This is a genomic window from Bacillus sp. PS196 (genome assembly GCF_037963555.1).
GTDB classification, from domain to species: domain Bacteria; phylum Bacillota; class Bacilli; order Bacillales; family Bacillaceae; genus Bacillus; species Bacillus subtilis.
The window spans coordinates 35,001-55,149 of sequence record NZ_CP150159.1 but is presented as its reverse complement, the minus strand read 5'-3'; the positions used below and the strand labels follow the sequence as shown (position 1 = coordinate 55,149).

Below are 20,149 nucleotides of genomic sequence, written 5' to 3'. Positions count from 1 at the left end.
CCGGGCTCTCCCAGAATCACTTTTCTTATTATTTCACCAGTGCAATAACTTCAATCTCGACTAACGCATCCTTCGGGAGTCTCGCGACTTCAACACAAGATCTCGCCGGTTTGTGAGTGTCAAAGTATTGTCCGTACACTTCGTTTACTTCCGCAAACTGTTCCATATCCGCGATAAATACAGTTGCTTTTACAACTGTTTCAAAAGAAGCACCCGCTTCTTCCAGAACCGCCTTTAAATTGCTGAATACTTGATGAGTCTGCTCCTTAATATCGCCGTTCACCATTTCGCCTGAAGGAGTCAAAGGGATTTGACCTGAGCTGTAAAACATATTGTTGACGATAATCCCTTGTGAATAAGGCCCGATTGCCGCTGGGGCATGTTTTGTGTGGACTGCTTTTGTCATGATTCTGTCTCTCCATTCTTTAAAAGATTGTCTTTAAAAAAACGCAGAAAATTGCCATTCTGAATTTCAATGGACTTCTCTTTCATGTTGATGGTTGAAAGAGTAAGAAGTGACATATATTCGTCAACAAGACGTTCATCTACTCCTTCGGCTTCAACTAAGACGCCGATTCCCGCCACATTTGCGTTAAACTCATCCAACAGGTTAATCATACCATTAATTGTGCCGCCTGCTTTCATAAAGTCATCAATAATGAGTACGTTTGAACCCGTTTTCATGCTTCTTTTCGCAAGTGACATTGTTTGAATGCGGTTTGAGGAGCCTGAAACGTAATTAATGCTGACTGTGGAGCCCTCTGTTACCTTATTGTCTTTACGAACGATCACAACAGGCACATTCAAATAGCTTGCAGCTGCGTACGCAAGAGGGATGCCTTTCGTGGCAACGGTCATGACAACATCAATTTCGCGCTCTGCAAACACGGAAGCAAACAGCTTCCCTACCTTGGAGAGTACAGATGGCTTTCCTAAGATATCCGTTAAATATACATAACCGCCCGGAAGGATACGCTCAGGATTTGCCAGCGACTGTCCAAGTGTCTGCACAAACTCTTCAGCTTCAGCCTGCTTCATTTTCGGAATATATTTAACGCCTCCGGCAGCTCCGGGAACAGTAAGCAAAGTACCAATCCCCTGCTGTTCAAAGGTTTGTTTAATAATTGTTAAATCTTCACTGATCGATGATTTTGCAGATTCATACCGCTCAGAGAAAAAGGTTAGCGGTATTAACTCGTGCGGATGGGTTAACAAATAATTTGTTAAGTCCACCAATCTGCCGCTGCGACGAAACTTCATGAACTTACCCCCAAAATCCGAATATTTTAAGATCAATATAACTTAACATACGGATTTAATCAAGAGCGTTCTGTTCGCCGATCATTCTCACCGCATAAACTTGATCGCAGAAGCCTCTTAACCCGTTATAAATTCTCTGCACCTTCGACTCATACTGAACCAGTCCAAATACTGTCGGGCCGCTCCCGCTCATTAACACGGCATCTGCACCAAAGCGTTTCATCTGGTTTTTGATCATCGCAACTTCAGGATGCATATCGAGTGTAACAGATTCAAGCACATTGCCTAACCGGCTGCACATCTTCTGAAAACTCTTCTCTTCTATCGCCTCGATCATGCCTTGTACATCGGGATGCTCTATACCATCCAGTTTCAGCGCTCTGTACACTTCAGCAGTTGAAACACCGATTGTCGGCTTCGCTAAAATGACCCAGCAGTGCGGAGGCGTGCTGATATGTTTAATTTTCTCGCCGCGCCCTGTTGCTAATGCAGTTCCGCCATAGACACAAAATGAAACGTCAGAGCCAATTTCCGCTCCAAGCTCAGCAAGCGTTTCCGCGGACAGATTTAAATTCCACAGTCTGTTCAGCCCTCTGAGCGTCGCCGCCGCATCACTGCTTCCGCCGGCAAGACCGGCAGCCACCGGAATTACCTTCGTAATCATGATGGAAACTCCCTTTTTCACGTTGTATCTGTCCTTGATCAGCTTGGCAGCCTGATAAGCTAAGTTTCTTTGGTCATCAGGCACAAATCGGTTGTGGGAGGAAACCCTCACTTCATCCTCTGCAAGCTCCGTCAATTCAATTCGATCAGCTAAATCAATTGTCGTCATGATCATTTCGACTTCATGATAGCCATCCGGGCGTTTTCGGGTGACGTCAAGTGACAGATTGATCTTAGCTGGCGCTTTTTCTAAAATACGCATAGCTTTCACCTACTTCTCCATCTAAACATAAGTATGAACATTGTATCACATTTGAAGTACAGGATGAACATATCCATATTCAGCCCATTATGTATTTATATCCAAAATAAAAAAACCAGGGAACAGCACGTCCCCCGGGTCACATCCTTATCGGTTATTCTGATTCTGAGCCATTTGCTGTTCGGCGATTTCTATAGCGCGCTTTACCATGTTACCGGCATCGCGAGCCCGAATTTCGCCCCAGCCGCCATTTTTTACTGTGTCATAAAAACCAAGGTCTTTAGCCAGCTCATATTTAAACTCATCTGACATAACTCCACGACGTCTGCCCAAACGAAACAACCCCTTTTTTAGAAGTGATAGCCATTCGTGCACGTCACGATAATATGTGACTGTTTTATCTTTTGTTAAATCAGATGGAACTTTCGTTAAAATTATTGGAAACCAAAAAAGGGCAAAACAAAAAGCAGTAAACAAAAGGTTCACTGCCCGTTAAAATGCCACTGAGCTTGCGGCGTCATCATTAAATGTCAGCTCAACAGTCTCAGTCAAAATATCAGCATAACTGTATGAAACTCTTTCAAACGAGTTCTCGTCTTGATCTAGTTGTATCACAAAAACAGAAGGGTACGTCTCAGCTAAAATGCCCGAACGCTCAATCGTTTTTCGGCGGCCACCGTTTGCTTTTAACGTCAGCCTTTTACCTAAATTCCCATCAAGCGATCTTTTAATATCGGACAACGTCTTCGCCATTGCATCCACCTCACTACATTTATTGTACAACACGAGCCCATTTTTGTCAAATAAAATTTAAATTATATCAACGTTAATAAGACGTTGTCAATAAAATTATTTTGACAAAATTCTATGATTCCTCAATTATGTTCCGCAAGTTTCGGTAAATTATGTATCATTATGTAAAATAAAAAACCCGCATAGCTCTCCTATGCAGGTTTTCAACTGTTAATTGGACTTATAAGGCATACCAATTCTCAGAACTCCTCTTGTTTCAATACCTCCAAGCCCTTTCTCTCTTGTCAGCGTATTACGGAGCACTTCCCATACATTAATCCGTTCCATAAACGGCGTAAAGCTGATCTTCGCGACGATATATACCGGATCAAGCGCATGAATATTGACTCTTGACGGTGAACTTGCAAAATTCGCACCCGCTCTGATGAGTGATTCAAAATGGGATTGGCAGGCCCCCGCAAAAATAACAAGCTGATCTAAGTGAGGGATCTTTTTTCGGGCTGTTTGAACAGTTTCAACAAAGTGCTTAGAATGTCTGTACGCATTCAAATCATCAATGCCGCCCTTTTGCTTCGAATACGCATCATGCCCTGTGATCACCAGGATATCAGGTCGATATTTGTCGAGCAATTCTTCAATAGAAGCAGACATTTTCTTTTCATGGCAATGGATGCCATAGACCGGCACTCCAATTTTTTTATAGACATTCAGGCATTTTTTCAGATATGCTTCGTCACCATCCAGATGAAGCACTTTGCCCGGCATATGGAAATAATGCTCCTGATGCTGATATTGGCTTGTCGCATAGTACTCCTGTTTTTCTCTGAGCAGCTTATAATCCTGGCGGAGCAATTCGAGCGACTCATTCATTCTGCTCTCATCTTTCTTTTTCCGCATCATCTGCTCATCTTTTTTCACTGCTACCAGATCAGAAAAATCCGAATCAGCAATCAGCCTGACTTCATCTCCATGCAAAATGGCAATTGAATTTCCTTTGCTTGTTTGCTCTATTCCTATAATTCGAAACAAAACATCCATCTGATAGGATTTTCTGGCTACCATATCCCCTATTTGAAATTGCACATTCCTCACTCCACACATAGACTAAGCCTCATCATGAAAGAAAGAGCCTTGAGAAAGCGCCTTTTTTCGCTGAGTCCAAGTTTTTTCTTATCATTGAATGAAAGGTCCTTCTCTAGCCTATGTAGCGGCAGTCCATGTGGTGCGCAAAACAAAAAGCCCTTTTAGAAAAGGGCTTTATACAATCCGTTAGACAGCGCTGCGAACTCCTCAATAGACAGGGATTCACCTCGGCGCTTACCGTCAATATTTGTTTCTTCAAGCACTTGCTCAATTGTTGATTTTTGCGCTTTTCCTTCAGGCAGATTGTTAACTAAGTTATTGAGCAGCGTTTTACGACGCTGTGCAAAGCTTGCCTTGATGAGCTTAAAGAAAAAGGATTCGTTTTCCACGTCCACTGCCGGGCCGTCTCGGAGAACCAGACGGATGACTGCGGAATCGACATTAGGCTGAGGAACAAATACGGTTTTCGGAACGATCATCACCGTTTTGGCTTCTGTATAAAACTGCACCGCGATTGAAAGCGAGCCGTACTCCTTAGATGAAGGATCAGCCGCCATGCGCTCAGCCACTTCTTTTTGCAGCATGACCACAATTCCTTTCAGCGGAAGATGTTCTTCAAGCAGTTTCATGATAATCGGTGTTGTTACGTAATAAGGAAGGTTGGCAACTACCATGATCTCATCACAATCTTGAAATTGTTCTTCAATGACTGATTTGACATCAGCCTTTAACACGTCCTGATGAATGACAGTGACATTTTCGTAAGGTGACAGTGTATCCTTCAGAATCGGCAATAGCCGCTGGTCAATCTCAAATGCCACGACCTTTTTCGCCCGCTTGGCAAGCTGTTCGGTTAAAGCCCCGATTCCCGGGCCGATTTCAATGACACCTGTTTTCTCCGTCACTTCCGCGTGATCAACAATTCTGTTTAAAATGTTCGTATCAATTAAGAAATTCTGTCCTAAGCTCTTTTTAAAAGAAAAACCGTATTTCTTCAGTATCTCTTTCGTTCTAATCGGTGTCGCAATATCTTTATTCATTCTGTTCCTCCCGCATAACGGTATCGAGCGCACTCATAAAATCACTTTTTTTAATTTGAAACATTTGCAGCCGTTTTTGAAGCTGTTTGCCATTTGTATAGCCGATTTTCAACAGATCACCCAGTCGTTCCCGTCGGCGTTTGGCCGCAGGCCAGCCTATTAGTCCGGCATGAATCAAATCCTCAGCTGAAATGTCACTCGGCTGCGCTTCCATCTCCTCATGCACATTTTCTAAACATGCCCTAATGCTTTCAACCGATGCATGCTCTACACCAATTCCCCGCTTGTTTTTAGGTTTGGCAAGATGTTTTGGCAAAAATGCATGCTTACAGCCGGGTACAGCCTCTGAGATGGTTTTGCGAATCTTCTCTCCCGGAAAGTCCGGATCCGTTAAAATAATGACGCCTCTGGTCTTCTGGGCCAAACGGATTTGGTCAATCACATGATCATCGATGGCTGAACCATTTGTTTCAATTGTGTCTGCATCAACAGCCAATTTGATGCGGGCCGTATCGTCACGCCCCTCGACCACAATGATCTCTTTAATTTTCATTATTTCCTCCAAGACAAAATAAAAACTTTTGTATATTCATGAAACTTTTTCTTATATCGAGCGTCTAATAAGCAGAAAATGCACTTTGTCTATTATAACGAAAAAAACAGAGGGCGCAAAACCCTCTGAATACATAAGTATATATTAATTTAAGATTTTAATTTTGACTGTTTTATTTCCCCATCGGTACGCCGATGATTTCTCTGGGAAAAAGACGTCTATCTTGTTCCCTTTAATCGCTGAACCGGTATCTGCAGCGATGGCATATCCATAGCCTTCCACGTGGACTTTGGAGCCTAGCGGAATGACATTTGGATCCACAGCGATGACTTTGGCATTCGGATTATTTTTTAAATTGACGCCTGTCGCTGTATGTCCTGAACAACCGCTGCAGCTTGCCGTATAAGCCGTAGATGATACAGTCATGACTTTGCCTGTTGATTCATTGCTGCGGGACACAACTGTTTTTGAATCACCTGAAGCACTGACCGTTTCAAATTTTGGACTGCTTTGCTTTGTGCCGACAGCAATCACTTTATCTTTGCTTTGTTCAGCTGTTTCTTCTTTTACAAGCTCTCTGGACACTTCTTTACCGTTTTCTTTAACGACTTCGAAATGTTTTTTTAGCTTGCCTTCTTTTCCTTTTTGGACGACCTTTTCTTTCCCTTTTTCAAGAGAAGCGTCTTCTTGCTTTTTCACATCGAACGCAATCTTCTCTTCAACTACATCGGTGACCTTTTCGATACGAGTAATTGTAATATCAGCCTTTCCTTTCGTCAGCTTTGCATCTAACGCAGGCTTGATTTTATCTTCGTCTTTTATGTTCATCTTTTGCTGTTTTAAAAAGTCAGCGACCGTAGTCGAAGTCGTCCAGATCTTCTTTTGTTTCCCTGCATCATTCACAGTAACCTGAAATGCGGGCTCTATGTTAATCTTCATGTCTTTCGAAATATCTGTATCTATTGCGGGATCAATTTGATCTTGTTCTTTCACATCAACATCTTGTTCGTCCAGTAATGCACCGACCGTTTTTGCTGTTGACCATAACGCCTTTTCTTCCCCGTTTATTGTAAGCTTCACAGGTTTTGCAGCCTCATACACAACGTCCATGTCTGCTGTTATCTTTGTCTGTTTAGCAGGTGTGATCTTGTCTTCGTCTCTTGTCTTTATATCAAGCGTCTCCAAAAGATCACCGACTGTATTTGCATGTGTGCGTATATGTTTCTTTTTGCCATTGATAGAAACTGAGACTGATTGTTTCGTCAGCTCATGAGCCGCGTACGCAGTCCCGCTTCCTGCCAAAAGCAAACAAGCAGCAACCAGAATGACTTTGCTTTTGCTAAGCTTTACGGAAAACAGCTTTTTCATTTTTTGTGTGATGAAAAACGCCTCCTTCTCCTCGGAGAGATTATATAGAGTATCTAAAAGGCTGTCAACCCTCCCTTCTCTTTCTCCCAAAAGCTCAGTGTCCTCTTCATTATCCTGAAATACACTGAGAAACGGAAGAAAGACTTGTCGACAAACCTATCCTATGAGGAGAAGAAAGCATGTAGAACTTTTATAGAAATACGCTGTAAGGGACAAGCTCTTACAAAACCCGCTAGCGTTTTTTGTCAGTTTATACGGAAAAGTCTTTTCGCATTTTCAGTCGTGATGGAAGCAATCTCTTCAAAGGTCATTTCTTTTAATTCGGCGATTTGTTCTGCCACATATTTCACATAGCTTGGCTCATTTCTTTTCCCGCGGAAAGGGTGCGGTGTGAGAAACGGGCAGTCCGTTTCAATCAGCAGCCGGTCATTGGGAATTTCCTTCACTACTTCCTTCGGTTTCTTCGCATTTTTAAATGTCACCGGTCCCCCAAATGATAAATAAAAATTCATTTTCATGCATTCTCTTGCCACTTCCGCACTTCCTGTAAAGCAGTGCATGATTCCGCCCACAGCTTCTGCGTCTTCCTCTTTCAAAATGGTCACGACATCCTCCGTTGCATCACGGTTATGAATGATAATAGGCAAATTGACCTCTTTCGCTAAGGCGATTTGTTTTCTAAACACCTCTTTTTGAATATCTTTAGGTGATTTATCCCAATGATAATCCAGTCCCATTTCCCCTATCGCTACCACTTTCTCATGAGCAGAAAGCTCTTTAATCCACACTAAGTCTTCCTCTGTCATGTCAATAGCGTCAACAGGGTGCCAGCCAATGGCTGCATAAATAAAATCATATTCCTCAATCATTTCCATCGCACGGGTAATCGTCGGACGGTCAAAACCAACTACGACAATTCGTTCAACTTTTTCAGCTTTTGCCCGTTCAATAACCTCTTCAAGATCAGTATCATATTGTTCTGCATTTAAATGCGCGTGTGTGTCAAACAACATAAGTGAAAAACTCCTTTCTTGTCGAAACACAAAAGGTGTTCGACGAATTGTTACACGTGAAACACCTTTTGTTTTATCATTATTTAATTCTTGTGCCTTTTGGTAACGACTGATCGATAGACACGACCTTTAAAACGCCGTCTGCTTCTCCTGCAAGGATCATACCTTGAGAAAGCTCTCCTCTGAGTTTAACCGGTTTTAGATTTGTTACACAAACGAGTTTTTTTCCAACAAGCTCTTCAGGCGTATAATGCTTCGCAATGCCGGATACCACTTGGCGCTTTTCAAAACCAAGATCAAGCTGCAGCTTCAATAAACGGTCTGCTTTTTTCACTGGCTCTGCCTCAATGACCTCAGCTACGCGAAGCTCTACATCCATGAATTGATCAATCGTAATTTCAGGTAAACGATTGACCTCTTGAGGCTCTTCTTCTTTTGTTTCTTCTTTCGCTGGTGCTGAACCTTGCATTTTCCCTTTGATGTAAGCAATTTCTTCTTCTGCCTCTAAACGAGGGAACAATGGATCGCCTTTTTGTACTTTTGTATCTTTCAGCTGGCCGAAAGCTGTAATGCTGTCCCAAGCTTTTAAAGATTCATCAGTAATGCCCAGCTGCTCGAACATTTTTTCAGGTGTTTTTGTTAAGAATGGCTGAAGCAGTACCGCTGAAATACGCAATGATTCAGCGAGGTGATACATAACTGATCGCAATTCTTCTTCTTTTGCCGGATCTTTCGCAAGCACCCATGGAGCTGTCTCATCAATATATTTGTTTGTGCGGCTGATGAGCTGCCATAAAGTCGAAAGTGCTACCGAGAACTCCATATTTTCCATTGCTTTCTCATAAGCTTTCACTGTTTCTTCAGCAACAGAAGTGAGCGTTTGGTCAAATTCCGTAACAGCACCTTTGTAAGAACCAATTTGTCCGTCAAAATACTTATTGATCATCGCAACAGTACGATTCAATAGATTTCCTAAATCATTCGCTAAATCATAGTTGATTCGCTCAACAAATCCTTCCGGCGTGAAAACACCGTCTGATCCGAACGGCACTTCGCGAAGCAAGTAATAGCGAAGTTCGTCTAAACCATAGCGTTCAATTAATGTAACCGGATCTACAACGTTTCCTTTTGATTTCGACATTTTTCCGTCTTTCATCAAAAGCCATCCATGCGCGAATACTTGCTTTGGCAGCGGAAGATCCAGCGCCATCAGCATAATTGGCCAGTAAATAGTATGGAATCGTACAATCTCCTTACCGACTAAATGAACATCGGCAGGCCAATATTTTTGATAAAGCTCATCATTTTCTGTATCATAACCGAGTGCCGTTAAATAGTTAAATAGTGCGTCAATCCAAACATATACAACATGCTTTGGATTTTCCGGCACCTTCACGCCCCAATCAAAAGTGGTACGTGATACTGCCAAATCCTCAAGTCCAGGTTTGATAAAGTTATTAATCATTTCGTTTTTGCGTGATTCTGGCTGAATGAATGTCGGGTTTTCTTCATAGTATTTCAGAAGTCGATCCGCGTATTTCCCCATGCGGAAGAAATAAGATTCCTCTTTGATCAATTCAACTGGGTGACCGCTGTCAGGGCTTTTTCCGCCGATGACCTCTCCCTTTTCATTCCGCTCAATATCAACGAGCTGAGTTTCCGTGTAGAACGTTTCATCAGGGATGCTGTACCAGCCTTCATACTCATCAAGATAGATGTCCCCGTTATCAAGAAGCTTTTGAAACACTTTTTCAATGACAACTTTATGCCGTTTTTCTGTCGTGCGGATAAAGTCGTCGTTTGAGATTTCAAGCTGCTTCCACAGTTTTTTAATATCTGCCGCTGCACGATCCACATACTCCTGAGGTGTAATGTTTTCCTGTTCAGCTTTTTGCTGGATCTTTTGTCCATGCTCGTCCGTTCCCGTTAAATAGCGAACATCGAACCCTTTTAATCTTTTGTAACGTGCCATTGCATCTCCCGCGACTGTCGTATATGCATGGCCGATATGTAATTTTCCGCTCGGATAATAAATCGGTGTTGTAATGTAAAATGTATTGTTTTCTTGCGGCATCTTGAAACCTCCTAATCAGAATGTCAAAAAGCTCCCGCCCAAAGGACGAGAGCGGCGATAAGTGCAAATCATATATGAATATTATTTATATTTATCCTTTATCTATGATACCATCTTAGCCTTTAAGATCAAGAATATATACATACACCCTGAAAAAGAATAATTAAAATTAAAAATCTTTAATGAAAATAAAAAAAGTCTGTTCATGTCGAATTTTGTCGTATATAATCAAATGAAATAAAAAACTTTGGTTCGAAAGTCTTGATTTAAAAGGATTTTTAGTAGGATAATAGCTTTATTAAATATTTATAAAATGCTGTTATTTCGGTAGTTTCTAAGACATTACTGACTATAAGAACTAATTCTTACAATCAATAGTAAACAAAATGATTGACGATTATTGGAAACCTTGTTATGCTATGAAGGTAAGGATTTTGTCGAATAATGACGAAGAAAAATATAATTTAAACAAATAAGTATCTCTTGGGAGGAGAATGTTTATGAAATCTACTGGTATTGTACGTAAAGTTGATGAATTAGGACGTGTAGTTATTCCTATCGAACTGCGTCGTACTCTTGGAATCGCAGAAAAAGATGCTCTTGAAATCTATGTTGATGATGAAAAAATCATCCTTAAAAAATATAAACCAAACATGACTTGCCAAGTAACTGGTGAAGTTTCTGATGATAACCTTAAACTTGCAGGCGGTAAATTGGTTCTTAGTAAAGAAGGCGCTGAGCAAATCATCAGCGAAATCCAAAACCAGCTTCAAAACCTTAAATAATCATTTCTTGTACAAAAAACGTTCTTGTTATGACACAAGAACGTTTTTTTATTGCTTAATATGGTAAGCATCGTACACTTCACGCTTTGGTACATTGCGATCGACTGCTGCTTTTTTAATAGCTTCTTTAGACGTAGCGCCTTTCGAAATGTAATGCTCGACATGTTCTTTCGCAGTGAGGGTTTCCCACCATTGTTCTTCCTCATCTACCTCTTCATTATTACTTCCTTCTACGACAAGACAAAACTCGCCGCGTATCTGATCCTCGTTTGCCCATCCAATGACCTCAGATATGGTTCCTCGGATAAACTCTTCATATTTCTTAGTGAGTTCACGTGTTACAGCAATTTCCCGATCTCCTAATATCTCTGCCATCGCTGACAAGGTTTCCTTCAATCTGTGGGGCGCTTCATAAAAAATGATCGTTTCCTGCCGTTTTTTAAGGGCTTCAAGCTCCTTCTTCTTTTCTTTTTTCTGTCTGTTGAGAAAACCGTAAAAGAAAAAAGGCTGCGGTACAATACCTGAAGCAATAAGAGCTGTTAATGCAGCATTTGCTCCCGGCAACGGAACAACATAACCGCCTATATCCGTAAAATCCTTTACAATTTCCGCTCCGGGATCAGAAATCGTCGGCAGACCGGCATCACTGACAAGAGCAATGTTTTTTCCCGATTTCAGCCATTCAATAATTTTGTGCCCACTGCTTTCTTTATTGTGTTCGTGATAGCTGACGAGCGGTGTTTCAATTTCATATACATGACAAAGCTTTTTCGTTTGCCTCGTATCTTCCGCAGCAATCGCATCCACTGATTTCAGCGTGTCGATCGCCCGGAATGTCATATCCTCTAAATTTCCGATTGGGGTTGGGACCAAGTAAAGAATCCCCATGTCCGACTTTCCATTAAAGCTCATTTGGCGCCTTAACATATACAGCCTCCTTGCTGTTCCGCTTTTCTTCTATATAAAGCTCTTTTTTCTTCCGAGTTAGTTTTTTGAAATAATATTCCGCCTGCATAGCTTCCCGCTTTGTTGAAAAGCTCTCGGCAAAAATTAATTCAACCGGACGTCTTACTTTTGTGTACTTTGCGCCCTTTCCATCATTGTGCGTTTTCACTCGTTTATGCAGATCGTTGGTATACCCGGCATACCAGCTATTGTCCTTACATTTCACGACGTAGAAGAAATGGTTATTTGTCTCCATATAAAATGGTCCTGATTTCTTTTGTATATTCATTTTGATCATCATAAACGAATAAAGGAGGAAGAATTTTTAAATCCGGGCGCCCGCCTTTGATACCTTCAACCAAAATGGTATTGGCTTCTTTCCCTTGCTTCGGATAGACAAATTGTACACGTTTCGGCTCGATTTGATAAGCCTTCATCAGTTCAAAAATCTCCAGAAGCCTTCCCGGCCGGTGAACAAGAGCTGCTTTTCCCCCTTGCTTGAGCAGCTTGCTGCTGACTGAAATGACATCCTCCAATGTGCAGTGGATTTCATGTCTTGCGATTCGGAGATGCTCGTTCATGTTTTGTTCAGTTTGTTTCGGCGTTTTAAAATACGGCGGATTACAGGTGACAACATCATATCGATTATGTCCAAGTTTCTCCGGCATGTTTTTCAGGTCATCATGTATGATCTGGATCTGATCGTCCAACTTATTATACTCCACGCTGCGAACAGCCATATCATGCAGTCTTTCTTGAATTTCGACTCCCAGAATGTCTGCTTTTGATCTTGTACTGAGCAGCAGCGGCACAATACCATTGCCGGTGCATAAATCAACAATTTTCCCTTTTTGAATCGGAACGTACGCAAATTTGGACAGAAGCACAGCGTCCAACGAAAAAGCAAACACTGTTGGGCTTTGTATGATTTTCATGTCCTCTGCCAGCAAATAATCTAATCTTTCATCATCATGTAATGAAACCATCTTCTTATCCTTTCAGTACCTTTGAAAAAGGCTCCCGTCTTATGCGGAAGCCTTTTCCCTATTTTTTATTTAAGAATGACAGACAGAAAAGACAATCCTCTTTTCGAACACTTCCATAGTGGACATTGCAGATATGAAATCCTTCTTGATACAGACGTGCCAGATTATCATATCCTTCCCCTATATCAGTTTGCTCTGTCTTCTGTGTTTTTGATTCTTTTTTATCAGCTTTGAACTTTTCAATCTGTTGCGTCGTATCGTCCAGCCGTTTGCGCAAATGCTTGTTTTCAAGCTGTAAATGATGATTTTCCTCAATCATCTCACCGATATGCTGCTTCAAATCCCCCAGCTGCCGGTACAGTGAGCCAATTTGTTCTTCTAAGTTAATGACTGTATCAAATAACTCTTTTTTATCCAAGGTTCCACACCTCGTTAATCTGTGGTTTGTGCGGATACGACGCCCTCTTCCAAGAGCTCTTCCCAAGTATATTCTATCACTTTTTCACGGTTTATCAGTTCCACCTGAAGCACCCGTTCCAGAATATTTAGTCCGACTACCTTCGCGGGACCGTTTGCTGTCGTAATCATTTCTCCTATATCAGGAAGCTGTTCTTTTGCCGTCTCATACTCATCGTTCTCATATTTTAGACAGCACATCAATCGTCCGCAAAGACCCGAAATCTTCGTAGGATTTAAAGACAAGTTCTGATCCTTGGCCATTTTAATGGAAACGGGTTCAAAATCTCCAAGAAACGTTGAACAGCAAAGCATTCTTCCGCAAGGACCGATTCCTCCGAGCATTTTTGCCTCATCCCTCACTCCGATTTGGCGCAGCTCAATTCTTGTCTTAAAGATAGAAGCCAAATCCTTTACAAGCTCTCTAAAGTCAACTCGGCCGTCAGCAGTGAAGTAAAAAATGACTTTATTGCGATCAAACGTGAATTCAACATCGACCAGCTTCATATCCAAGCCATGCTCAATCACTTTCTTTTGGCAGATATCAAATGCTGATAGTGCTTCCTGTTTATTTTCTTCTACAATGAGAAGATCGCGCTCGTCTGCCACACGTATCACTTTTCGAAGGGGAAGCACCACATCATGCTCATCCACCTGTTTATTTGCAATTACGACCTGGCCGTACTCAACGCCTCTGACAGTTTCTACAATTACGCAGCTGTCATGTTCTATATGAAATCCATTCGGATCAAAATAATATATTTTACCCGCTTTCTTAAAGCGGACACCAATTACATTGTACAAGCTTATCCCTCCTGCAACATTAACACCAAGTGCTCCATTAATCCTTGTACATTCACATTGGAATGAAGCCGTTTCTTTGCTTCTAAAACAGCAAGTATCTGATTCGTAACGCTTTGTTGTGTTGATTGTAGCGCATGCTGTTTTATTGATTGGAATAAGTCTTGATAAATCAATTTATCTTCATTTCCTATTTGGATGGACAACACATCACGATATATCAATAAGAGCATATCAAGACCCATTTCTTGATGGGTTTTTTCTTTGAAAAAGGGCATCCATTGATCTTGAATAAAGAAAAAAGCATGTCCTTTCCGCTGGTGTAGGACTTCATACAATTTTATCACTTTCGCTCTAGACTCTGCAAACTCATCATTTCGACTTAATTCGACTGCTTCTGCTACATTATTAGTCATGTTGGCCAGAAGCCTTGCCATATGAGGCGAGACGTCCTGTTCGATCAGTCTATCTTCAATTGCTTTCGGTTGCAAAGGCTGAAAAGGAAGGGTTTGGCATCTTGAAATGATGGTATCCAATAACCTTTGGGGCTGCTCAGTGATGAGGACGGCCATTGTGTCTTTGTTCGGTTCTTCTAAAAATTTCAGCAGGCTGTTCGCCGCATTTGCTGTCATTTGATCTGCGTGCGAAATAATATACAGCTTTTTATGCGATTCAAGTCCTGTCTTAGAAAACTCTTCTTGGAGTGCTTGAATTTGCGCCTTTTTGATTGATAAGCCATCAGGCTGAACAAGATGGAGATCAGGATGGTTCCCTGACTCTATCCGTTTACAGTTTCGGCAGCTCTCACAAGGCTCCGCGCCACCCTCCAGACAAAAGAAGCTTTTTGCAAGAAGCAGCGCGGCATCAAGCTTGCCTGTTCCTTTTTTCCCCTCAAACAAATAAGCGTGTGATAGTCTGTCCTTCTCAATACTATTATATAAAAGCTTCATCACTCTGGGCTGAAGCTCGTTCATTTCCTTCCAGGATATTGCCATTGTATCACTCTCTATGTGTAAAGGTTAATTAATAAACCTTTTATTTCGCCAATACGCTCCAGCAAATCAATTGCCGGTTTTTCCTGATCCATCATCTCTTCCGTAAGCTGTATCAACTTGTCATCTATTTCTTTCACAAGTCCCAGCGTTCTGCTGTTCCCATAAAGGTCAAAGCTTTTCGATGTTTCATGTGAAAGGCCGCTGTCCACAGCTTCTTTGACAAAACGTTTCACAAGTCCTTTAAATCTCGCTAAGTCTTTAAAATTCCGAGATTTCGTTAGCCTTTTTCCGAATGCCTCTATATCAGATAACAGCCTGGTAAGCTGATCAAGCTTCATTTTGCTGCTTTGGTTTTCCATTGATGTTTTAAACGATGCTGTGATCTCAGATGTTTTCACAGAGGGAATCTGCTTATTATCTATAAATGTACGTATATCTTTATTAATTTTCACAGTTTCAGATCCTTAAAATTGATGAAATTCATCGACTGGAAGGACAAATACTGTCGCTCCGCCAACTTCAACTTCGACTGGATAAGGGACATAGGAATCAGCATTTCCGCCCATTGGAGATACAGGGGCAATCATCTGATCACGTTTCTGCCCGTTTTCTTTAATGAGACTCAACGCTTTATTGACGCGTATATCCTCGACACCGATCATAAACGTTGTATTGCCTGATTTAAGAAATCCTCCTGTCGTCGCAAGCTTTGTGACTCTGAAGTTGTGATCCGTTAAGGTTTTCAAAAGTCTGTTGCTGTCCTGATCTTGTACAACTGCCACTATCAATTTCATCTGTGAAGGCCTCCTTTAGATTGGAAACAACGTGATCTCGTTTACATTATTATATCAACTATTGGGAAACAGGTCACAATTGAATTTTTTTCAACGCTTCATCGATCACCTTTAGAACATCCTGAACGACGAGGTCTTTGGATTGCCCGGCATCAACTGAATGAAATCTTTCCGGAAATCGCTTCATCAGCTCTTGATAACCTTCTTGTACTTTTGTATGAAAGTCCAGTTTTTCTAAATCGAGCCTGTTTTTCTCCCGTGAGCCGTTTGCGTAAATACGCTTCAGTCCTTCTTCCGGATCAATTGAAAAATAAACCGTTACATGGGGCATCATATCTCCAATGGCAAATTCATTAATCGACAGAACCTCATCAATTCCAAGTCCTCTTGCATATCCTTGATACGCAAGAGAACTGTCTATAAATCTGTCGCAAAGAACGATAAACCCCTGTTCTAAAGCAGGTTTTACTTTTTCAACTAAATGCTGGCGCCTTGCAGCCGCATATAAGAGAGCTTCTGTTTTTGGGTCCATTAATGTGTTGTTCTCATTCAGAATAACCTCTCGAATTTGTTCTGCAATATCTATTCCGCCTGGCTCTCGAGTTGCCATAACCTGAAGGCCTTCTGCTGTCAGTATGTTTTTGATCTCCTGCAGAACAGTCGTTTTTCCTGCACCTTCAGGACCTTCGAATGTAATAAATAAACCGCTCATGATTTCTCCTCTTCTATATAAACAAGTAGTTGTTTCTCTTTGGTTTTCATATTCCCTTGAACATGCGTTTTCATGCTGATCAAGCGGCTGAGCTTTTGCACACTTTCTTTTGTTATTCTTTCTCCCGCCATAATCATCGGGATACCCGGAGGATAAGGGATGATATCTTCTGCATTCAGCCGGCCAGCTGCTTCCTCAAAGCTCACATATTCTTTCTTAAACGAATGTAAGACCTTTTTTGGATAAGGCAAGACAGTAACAGGCTGCACACCCCATTCTGCAGAAACAAACGTCTGATCCGGAGGCGTTTTCTCAATCTCTTCATCGATGCTTCTAATGGTTTCAGCGTTTATGCTCCGTTTTCCTCCCAATGGGAGAACGAGCAGAACTTGATTTTCATCAGCAAGCTCAGTGAATATGTTGGCACGCTCTAAAATGCTTTGCAGCGTATAGCCAGAATGCCCGCGTTTTGAACGAATTGTGAGCTTCAGCGGGTCCGTGATGATCAGTGGATTAGCAGGGTTAACAGCTTCAGCATTTGCAAGTGAATCAAACGTTTGTTTAAGTGTTTGTATCCGCTGCAGAATGTCAGAAAGCTTTTGTTCTTCTATAATATGCTGTACATAAGCGCGGGCAATATCTAACGAAGCCATAATCGGATAAGACGGGCTGCTGCTTTGTAATCGGTTTAAATACTCTGCCACCCGATCCCTGTTAATCCTGCAGCTGCTGTTGAGATGCAAATAAGAACCCATCGTCATGGCAGGCAACGTTTTGTGGGCCGACTGAACAACAATATCTGCCCCCATTTTTAAAGCTGAGACCGGAAAAGGCTCACCTAAAATAAAATGTGCGCCATGAGCTTCATCGACCAAAACAGGAATTCCGTAATGATGGGCTTCAGTAATGATCTCAGTCAAATCAGCACTATGTCCGTAATATGTCGGATTGGTCAGTACCAAGCCTTTCGCATCTGGATATGCTGCCAGGGCCTCTTTAATTGTTCCAAGCGGAACATGCGTAGGCACATGCATCGCTGAATCAACGTCAGGTGCAATATAAACCGGCTCAGCACCGGCCAAATCAACAGCATGAAATACAGATTTATGACAGTTTCTTTGAACCAGAATTGTATCACCAGGTTCACAAACAGATAAAATCATCGCTAAGTTTCCGACAGTCGTACCATTTACCAGAAAAAAACTTTCCGCCGATCCATATAATTGACTGGCAAGCTCCTGAGCTTCCTTAATCACCCCAGAAGGATGATGGAGATCATCCAGTCCTGCCAGTTCAGTTACATCAATGGTGAGAAGCGGATCGAATATTGACTTAGCGTCATCAAAAAAGACATCTCCATTGTGATGTCCCGGAACATGAAATGAATGAGAATTTCTTCTCGCATGTTGAATTAATGCTTTATATAAAGGTGTGTTCATGAAAACAATCCTTTGAATGTGTCTTCTTACACCTTATTATATCGTGCCTCTGACAGAACTTAAAGCCAGACTTACTGGTAACTATCTTTCCTTTATTGTAATCAGCTTTTGCTTCAGGTCGCCTTCCATCATCATGAGCTCTTCTTCTGCCTGACGGCGTTTGATTCGTCCTTCTTCTTGTATAGTCAGTGTTTCTTCAAGCGTGCTTATTAAACTTTCCTGCACCTTCTTCAAGGTATCTATATCAACAAGGCCTCTTTCATTTGCCCGTGCAGTTTCAATTGTATTGGTTTTTAAAAGCTCCGCATTTTTCAGCAAAAGCTCATTGGTTGTATCAGATACTTTCTGTTGTGCATCCACTGCATTGCGCTGCCTTAAAAGCGTCAGTGCAATGGCAACTTGATTTTTCCATAACGGAATCGCTGTCACAATGGATGACTGAATCTTTTCAGCTAACGCTTGGTTTGTATTTTGAATCAGCCTGATTTGCGGTGCACTTTGGATTGTAATTTGCCTGCTCAGCAGCAAATCATGCACCCTTTTATCTAACCGGTCAGCAAATTGAATTAAATCATTCACCTCTTGAACGGCCATTTGGTTATGATCACTCGATTCAGCCTGTTGCTTCAGTTCAGGAATCGTTTTTGTTTTTAATTCCTCCAGCTTCAGTTCTCCTGCAGCAATATAAACATTCAGCGCGGCAAAATATTCTTTATTTTTTTCATATAACTGCTCTAACAGCTTGTTGTCACTGATTAAAGCATTTTTAGAGTGCTCCAGCTTCAAGCTGATTTTGTCTATCTGCACACTGGTCTTTTGGTATTTAGACAGCACCTCTTGAAGAGAACTTGATACTCTTCCAAACATGCGTGCCAAAAAACCCTTTTTCTTAGATTGGAGATCATCAGGATTTACTTGCTCCAGCTTTTTCATCAGCTCTCCAAGTATTTCGCCAATCTCCCCGACATCCTTCTTTTGAACATGATTAATCATATCATGAGAAAAGTTCAGCAGTTTAGATTGAGCTTGTGAACCGTATAAGACAATGCTTTGCATATTTTTATGATCAATCTGTCCAGCAAGCTGAATTGCTTTTTCCTTGTTTTCCTCAGGAAGAACATCAACAAGCCGTACTTGCTCTTTCTCTGCTTTTACAGCCTCCGAACCTGGTATCTCTATGTTACCACCAAAAGGATCTGCCAATAATTCATCTATATGAAGGTCGCTTTGGTCTCGGTTCATCGCTCTTACCCTCTTCCCTTATTTCTTTAATGAATGTTTTGCTGCGTCTAATTCAAACTGCAACTCGTCAATTTCATCACCCATTACTTGAGTTAAATCTTCCTCTAAACGCTTGGTCAATTCAGTAAGAGTGATGCGTGTCTCACTTAACGACATCGACAGTTCTTTGCTTTTTTTTGGGTGAGATGATAGAAAAGCATACTTCTCTGTCAATTCAACAACCGAATCGAGAGTTTGATAAAAAAATCGTTCTGCCTGATAAAACCGCTTTGGCTCTTTTTTGGTGAGGAGATAAATCCTTCTCACAATCCTTAGCATTTCTGCATTTTGCTTAAACATTTGAATGCTTTTAGCCTGAAACAAGGCTTTCCTAAGACGGATCATTTTCTGCCTTGCTTCCTCTAAATTTTTCTTAATATAAGCATACTCTCTTCCTGTCAATTCATGCTTTTTAAGAAATAACCGTCTTGCATTCCAGATGCCAGCTATATATACGGCTGCTCCAGAAGCAAGCCCATAAACAATAGATAAAAAAAGCGACTGGTTTAAACCAAAAAAGCTCAATATTCCAATGAAAACAAAAGTCGCACTGCTAGTTAAACTCCACATCAAAAAGTGAAAAAATCTCTGCATGAGATAATCGACTCCTGTGTCTATACTCAGTTTTAATATTATTATCTACTACGTTCAATCCTTAAACAAGTTTCATCTTCTTTTTATTATTAAGAGTACAAAAAAAGACCTTTTCAGGTCTATGAATATAATGGCGGTGTATGAATGCTCTTTAGTTTTTTTACGTAAAACGCATAGTCAGGATCAGAAGTTGATGTAGAAATTACTTTTCTCTCACAATCTAAGCATATGAATTTCGTATAAAGATGAATGCCTCTATTCTTCTCTTGATCACAAATCACACATGTATGAT

25 protein-coding genes (1 of these 25 running past the window's edge) are annotated in these 20,149 nt (G+C 41.2%); 1 reads left to right on the top strand and 24 read right to left on the bottom strand.

From position 1 onward, the window contains the following. Window positions 1–28: 28 nt before the first annotated feature. From ridA to metG, 11 genes are all read right to left on the bottom strand, one after another. Window positions 29–406 (bottom strand): 2-iminobutanoate/2-iminopropanoate deaminase, encoded by a 378-nt coding sequence (ridA, locus tag NST79_RS00300; protein WP_003226738.1) that lies wholly within the window; start codon window positions 404–406, stop codon window positions 29–31. Further along, window positions 403–1,260, bottom strand: a complete 858-nt coding sequence (gene purR, locus NST79_RS00295) for a pur operon repressor (RefSeq protein WP_003218342.1) — start codon at window positions 1,258–1,260, stop codon at window positions 403–405. The genes ridA and purR overlap by 4 nt, the downstream gene beginning before the upstream one ends. Window positions 1,261–1,315: 55 nt before the next feature. Next, window positions 1,316–2,185 (bottom strand): 4-(cytidine 5'-diphospho)-2-C-methyl-D-erythritol kinase, encoded by an 870-nt coding sequence (gene ispE, locus NST79_RS00290; RefSeq protein ID WP_003226742.1) that lies wholly within the window; start codon window positions 2,183–2,185, stop codon window positions 1,316–1,318. Between the two features lie 147 nt (window positions 2,186–2,332). Further along, complete coding sequence (locus NST79_RS00285; protein WP_003218333.1) at window positions 2,333–2,518, bottom strand: small, acid-soluble spore protein, alpha/beta type; 186 nt, start codon at window positions 2,516–2,518, stop codon at window positions 2,333–2,335. A gap of 159 nt (window positions 2,519–2,677) precedes the next feature. Beyond that, on the bottom strand, window positions 2,678–2,938 hold the full coding sequence (locus NST79_RS00280; RefSeq protein WP_003218330.1) for a Veg family protein: 261 nt from the start codon (window positions 2,936–2,938) through the stop codon (window positions 2,678–2,680). Window positions 2,939–3,148: 210 nt separating this feature from the next. Further along, a complete protein-coding gene (gene prtG, locus NST79_RS00275) occupies window positions 3,149–4,021 on the bottom strand; it encodes a sporulation-specific protease PrtG (RefSeq protein WP_014475574.1) in 873 nt (290 codons plus the stop codon). Window positions 4,022–4,182: 161 nt separating this feature from the next. Next, window positions 4,183–5,061, bottom strand: coding sequence for a 16S rRNA (adenine(1518)-N(6)/adenine(1519)-N(6))-dimethyltransferase RsmA (rsmA, locus tag NST79_RS00270; protein ID WP_212059552.1), 879 nt, complete (start codon window positions 5,059–5,061; stop codon window positions 4,183–4,185). Beyond that, complete coding sequence (gene rnmV, locus NST79_RS00265; protein ID WP_212059554.1) at window positions 5,054–5,614, bottom strand: ribonuclease M5; 561 nt, start codon at window positions 5,612–5,614, stop codon at window positions 5,054–5,056. Before rnmV ends, rsmA begins: the two co-directional genes overlap by 8 nt. Before the next feature lie 144 nt (window positions 5,615–5,758). Continuing rightward, window positions 5,759–7,072, bottom strand: coding sequence for a ubiquitin-like domain-containing protein (locus NST79_RS00260; protein WP_212059556.1), 1,314 nt, complete (start codon window positions 7,070–7,072; stop codon window positions 5,759–5,761). 155 nt (window positions 7,073–7,227) lie between these two features. Continuing rightward, window positions 7,228–7,995: a TatD family hydrolase gene (locus NST79_RS00255; protein ID WP_212059557.1), complete on the bottom strand. Its 768-nt coding sequence runs from the start codon at window positions 7,993–7,995 to the stop codon at window positions 7,228–7,230. A gap of 79 nt (window positions 7,996–8,074) precedes the next feature. Continuing rightward, window positions 8,075–10,069, bottom strand: a complete 1,995-nt coding sequence (gene metG / locus NST79_RS00250; RefSeq protein ID WP_212059558.1) for a methionine--tRNA ligase — start codon at window positions 10,067–10,069, stop codon at window positions 8,075–8,077. 494 nt (window positions 10,070–10,563) lie between these two features. Between metG and abrB the strand changes: the two genes are divergently transcribed. Beyond that, window positions 10,564–10,854, top strand: a complete 291-nt coding sequence (gene abrB, locus NST79_RS00245; RefSeq protein WP_003226760.1) for a transition state genes transcriptional regulator AbrB — start codon at window positions 10,564–10,566, stop codon at window positions 10,852–10,854. Window positions 10,855–10,902: 48 nt separating this feature from the next. Here abrB and rsmI read toward each other — a convergent pair whose 3' ends face one another. The 13 genes from rsmI to csfB all read right to left on the bottom strand — a co-directional run. Beyond that, on the bottom strand, window positions 10,903–11,781 hold the full coding sequence (rsmI, locus tag NST79_RS00240) for a 16S rRNA (cytidine(1402)-2'-O)-methyltransferase (protein WP_003243457.1): 879 nt from the start codon (window positions 11,779–11,781) through the stop codon (window positions 10,903–10,905). After that, window positions 11,756–12,055 carry a GIY-YIG nuclease family protein gene (locus NST79_RS00235; RefSeq protein WP_003242983.1) on the bottom strand — a complete coding sequence of 100 codons (300 nt, stop codon included), beginning with the start codon at window positions 12,053–12,055 and terminating at the stop codon, window positions 11,756–11,758. The genes rsmI and NST79_RS00235 overlap by 26 nt, the downstream gene beginning before the upstream one ends. Further along, window positions 12,042–12,785, bottom strand: a complete 744-nt coding sequence (locus NST79_RS00230; protein ID WP_015253014.1) for a tRNA1(Val) (adenine(37)-N6)-methyltransferase — start codon at window positions 12,783–12,785, stop codon at window positions 12,042–12,044. Before NST79_RS00230 ends, NST79_RS00235 begins: the two co-directional genes overlap by 14 nt. A gap of 58 nt (window positions 12,786–12,843) precedes the next feature. Then, window positions 12,844–13,203: a replication initiation-control protein YabA gene (gene yabA / locus NST79_RS00225; RefSeq protein WP_003218308.1), complete on the bottom strand. Its 360-nt coding sequence runs from the start codon at window positions 13,201–13,203 to the stop codon at window positions 12,844–12,846. Window positions 13,204–13,217: 14 nt separating this feature from the next. Then, a complete protein-coding gene (ricT, locus tag NST79_RS00220) occupies window positions 13,218–14,045 on the bottom strand; it encodes a competence/sporulation regulator complex protein RicT (protein WP_003226767.1) in 828 nt (275 codons plus the stop codon). A 2-nt stretch (window positions 14,046–14,047) separates the two neighbouring features. Further along, window positions 14,048–15,037, bottom strand: coding sequence for a DNA polymerase III subunit delta' (gene holB / locus NST79_RS00215; RefSeq protein WP_003244417.1), 990 nt, complete (start codon window positions 15,035–15,037; stop codon window positions 14,048–14,050). Window positions 15,038–15,048: 11 nt separating this feature from the next. Further along, window positions 15,049–15,489, bottom strand: a complete 441-nt coding sequence (locus NST79_RS00210; RefSeq protein WP_009966249.1) for a YaaR family protein — start codon at window positions 15,487–15,489, stop codon at window positions 15,049–15,051. A gap of 12 nt (window positions 15,490–15,501) precedes the next feature. After that, window positions 15,502–15,831 carry a cyclic di-AMP receptor DarA gene (gene darA / locus NST79_RS00205; RefSeq protein WP_003242755.1) on the bottom strand — a complete coding sequence of 110 codons (330 nt, stop codon included), beginning with the start codon at window positions 15,829–15,831 and terminating at the stop codon, window positions 15,502–15,504. 73 nt (window positions 15,832–15,904) lie between these two features. Continuing rightward, window positions 15,905–16,543 (bottom strand): dTMP kinase, encoded by a 639-nt coding sequence (gene tmk, locus NST79_RS00200; protein WP_015253015.1) that lies wholly within the window; start codon window positions 16,541–16,543, stop codon window positions 15,905–15,907. Further along, window positions 16,540–17,982, bottom strand: coding sequence for an aminotransferase class I/II-fold pyridoxal phosphate-dependent enzyme (locus tag NST79_RS00195; RefSeq protein WP_212059517.1), 1,443 nt, complete (start codon window positions 17,980–17,982; stop codon window positions 16,540–16,542). The genes tmk and NST79_RS00195 overlap by 4 nt, the downstream gene beginning before the upstream one ends. A gap of 81 nt (window positions 17,983–18,063) precedes the next feature. Then, the gene (locus tag NST79_RS00190) at window positions 18,064–19,224 is read right to left on the bottom strand and encodes a toxic anion resistance protein (protein WP_212059519.1); all 1,161 of its coding nucleotides are present in this window, start codon (window positions 19,222–19,224) and stop codon (window positions 18,064–18,066) included. Window positions 19,225–19,242: 18 nt separating this feature from the next. Next, entirely contained in the window at window positions 19,243–19,857 is a 615-nt protein-coding gene (locus tag NST79_RS00185; protein ID WP_069963934.1) for a 5-bromo-4-chloroindolyl phosphate hydrolysis family protein, read from the bottom strand. 119 nt (window positions 19,858–19,976) lie between these two features. Beyond that, a protein-coding gene (gene csfB, locus NST79_RS00180; RefSeq protein WP_003243294.1) for an anti-sigma-G factor crosses the window boundary here: on the bottom strand, window positions 19,977–20,149 show its 3' portion. It continues 22 nt past the right edge of the window; the window shows 173 of its 195 coding nt (coding positions 23–195); its start codon lies beyond the right edge, outside the window — the gene reads right to left on this strand; the stop codon is at window positions 19,977–19,979.

What these genes read in the sequence shown, in the direction of transcription:
- ridA (WP_003226738.1), bottom strand. Translation starts at nt 406, where the DNA reads ATGACAAAAGCAGTCCACACAAAACATGCCCCAGCGGCAATCGGGCCT.
- purR (WP_003218342.1), bottom strand. Translation starts at nt 1,260, where the DNA reads ATGAAGTTTCGTCGCAGCGGCAGATTGGTGGACTTAACAAATTATTTG.
- ispE (WP_003226742.1), bottom strand. Translation starts at nt 2,185, where the DNA reads ATGCGTATTTTAGAAAAAGCGCCAGCTAAGATCAATCTGTCACTTGAC.
- NST79_RS00280 (WP_003218330.1), bottom strand. Translation starts at nt 2,938, where the DNA reads ATGGCGAAGACGTTGTCCGATATTAAAAGATCGCTTGATGGGAATTTA.
- rsmA (WP_212059552.1), bottom strand. Translation starts at nt 5,061, where the DNA reads ATGAATAAAGATATTGCGACACCGATTAGAACGAAAGAGATACTGAAG.
- rnmV (WP_212059554.1), bottom strand. Translation starts at nt 5,614, where the DNA reads ATGAAAATTAAAGAGATCATTGTGGTCGAGGGGCGTGACGATACGGCC.
- NST79_RS00255 (WP_212059557.1), bottom strand. Translation starts at nt 7,995, where the DNA reads ATGTTGTTTGACACACACGCGCATTTAAATGCAGAACAATATGATACT.
- metG (WP_212059558.1), bottom strand. Translation starts at nt 10,069, where the DNA reads ATGCCGCAAGAAAACAATACATTTTACATTACAACACCGATTTATTAT.
- abrB (WP_003226760.1), top strand. Translation starts at nt 10,564, where the DNA reads ATGTTTATGAAATCTACTGGTATTGTACGTAAAGTTGATGAATTAGGA.
- rsmI (WP_003243457.1), bottom strand. Translation starts at nt 11,781, where the DNA reads ATGTTAAGGCGCCAAATGAGCTTTAATGGAAAGTCGGACATGGGGATT.
- NST79_RS00235 (WP_003242983.1), bottom strand. Translation starts at nt 12,055, where the DNA reads ATGGAGACAAATAACCATTTCTTCTACGTCGTGAAATGTAAGGACAAT.
- NST79_RS00230 (WP_015253014.1), bottom strand. Translation starts at nt 12,785, where the DNA reads ATGGTTTCATTACATGATGATGAAAGATTAGATTATTTGCTGGCAGAG.
- holB (WP_003244417.1), bottom strand. Translation starts at nt 15,037, where the DNA reads ATGGCAATATCCTGGAAGGAAATGAACGAGCTTCAGCCCAGAGTGATG.
- darA (WP_003242755.1), bottom strand. Translation starts at nt 15,831, where the DNA reads ATGAAATTGATAGTGGCAGTTGTACAAGATCAGGACAGCAACAGACTT.
- tmk (WP_015253015.1), bottom strand. Translation starts at nt 16,543, where the DNA reads ATGAGCGGTTTATTTATTACATTCGAAGGTCCTGAAGGTGCAGGAAAA.
- NST79_RS00195 (WP_212059517.1), bottom strand. Translation starts at nt 17,982, where the DNA reads ATGAACACACCTTTATATAAAGCATTAATTCAACATGCGAGAAGAAAT.
- NST79_RS00190 (WP_212059519.1), bottom strand. Translation starts at nt 19,224, where the DNA reads ATGAACCGAGACCAAAGCGACCTTCATATAGATGAATTATTGGCAGAT.
- NST79_RS00185 (WP_069963934.1), bottom strand. Translation starts at nt 19,857, where the DNA reads ATGCAGAGATTTTTTCACTTTTTGATGTGGAGTTTAACTAGCAGTGCG.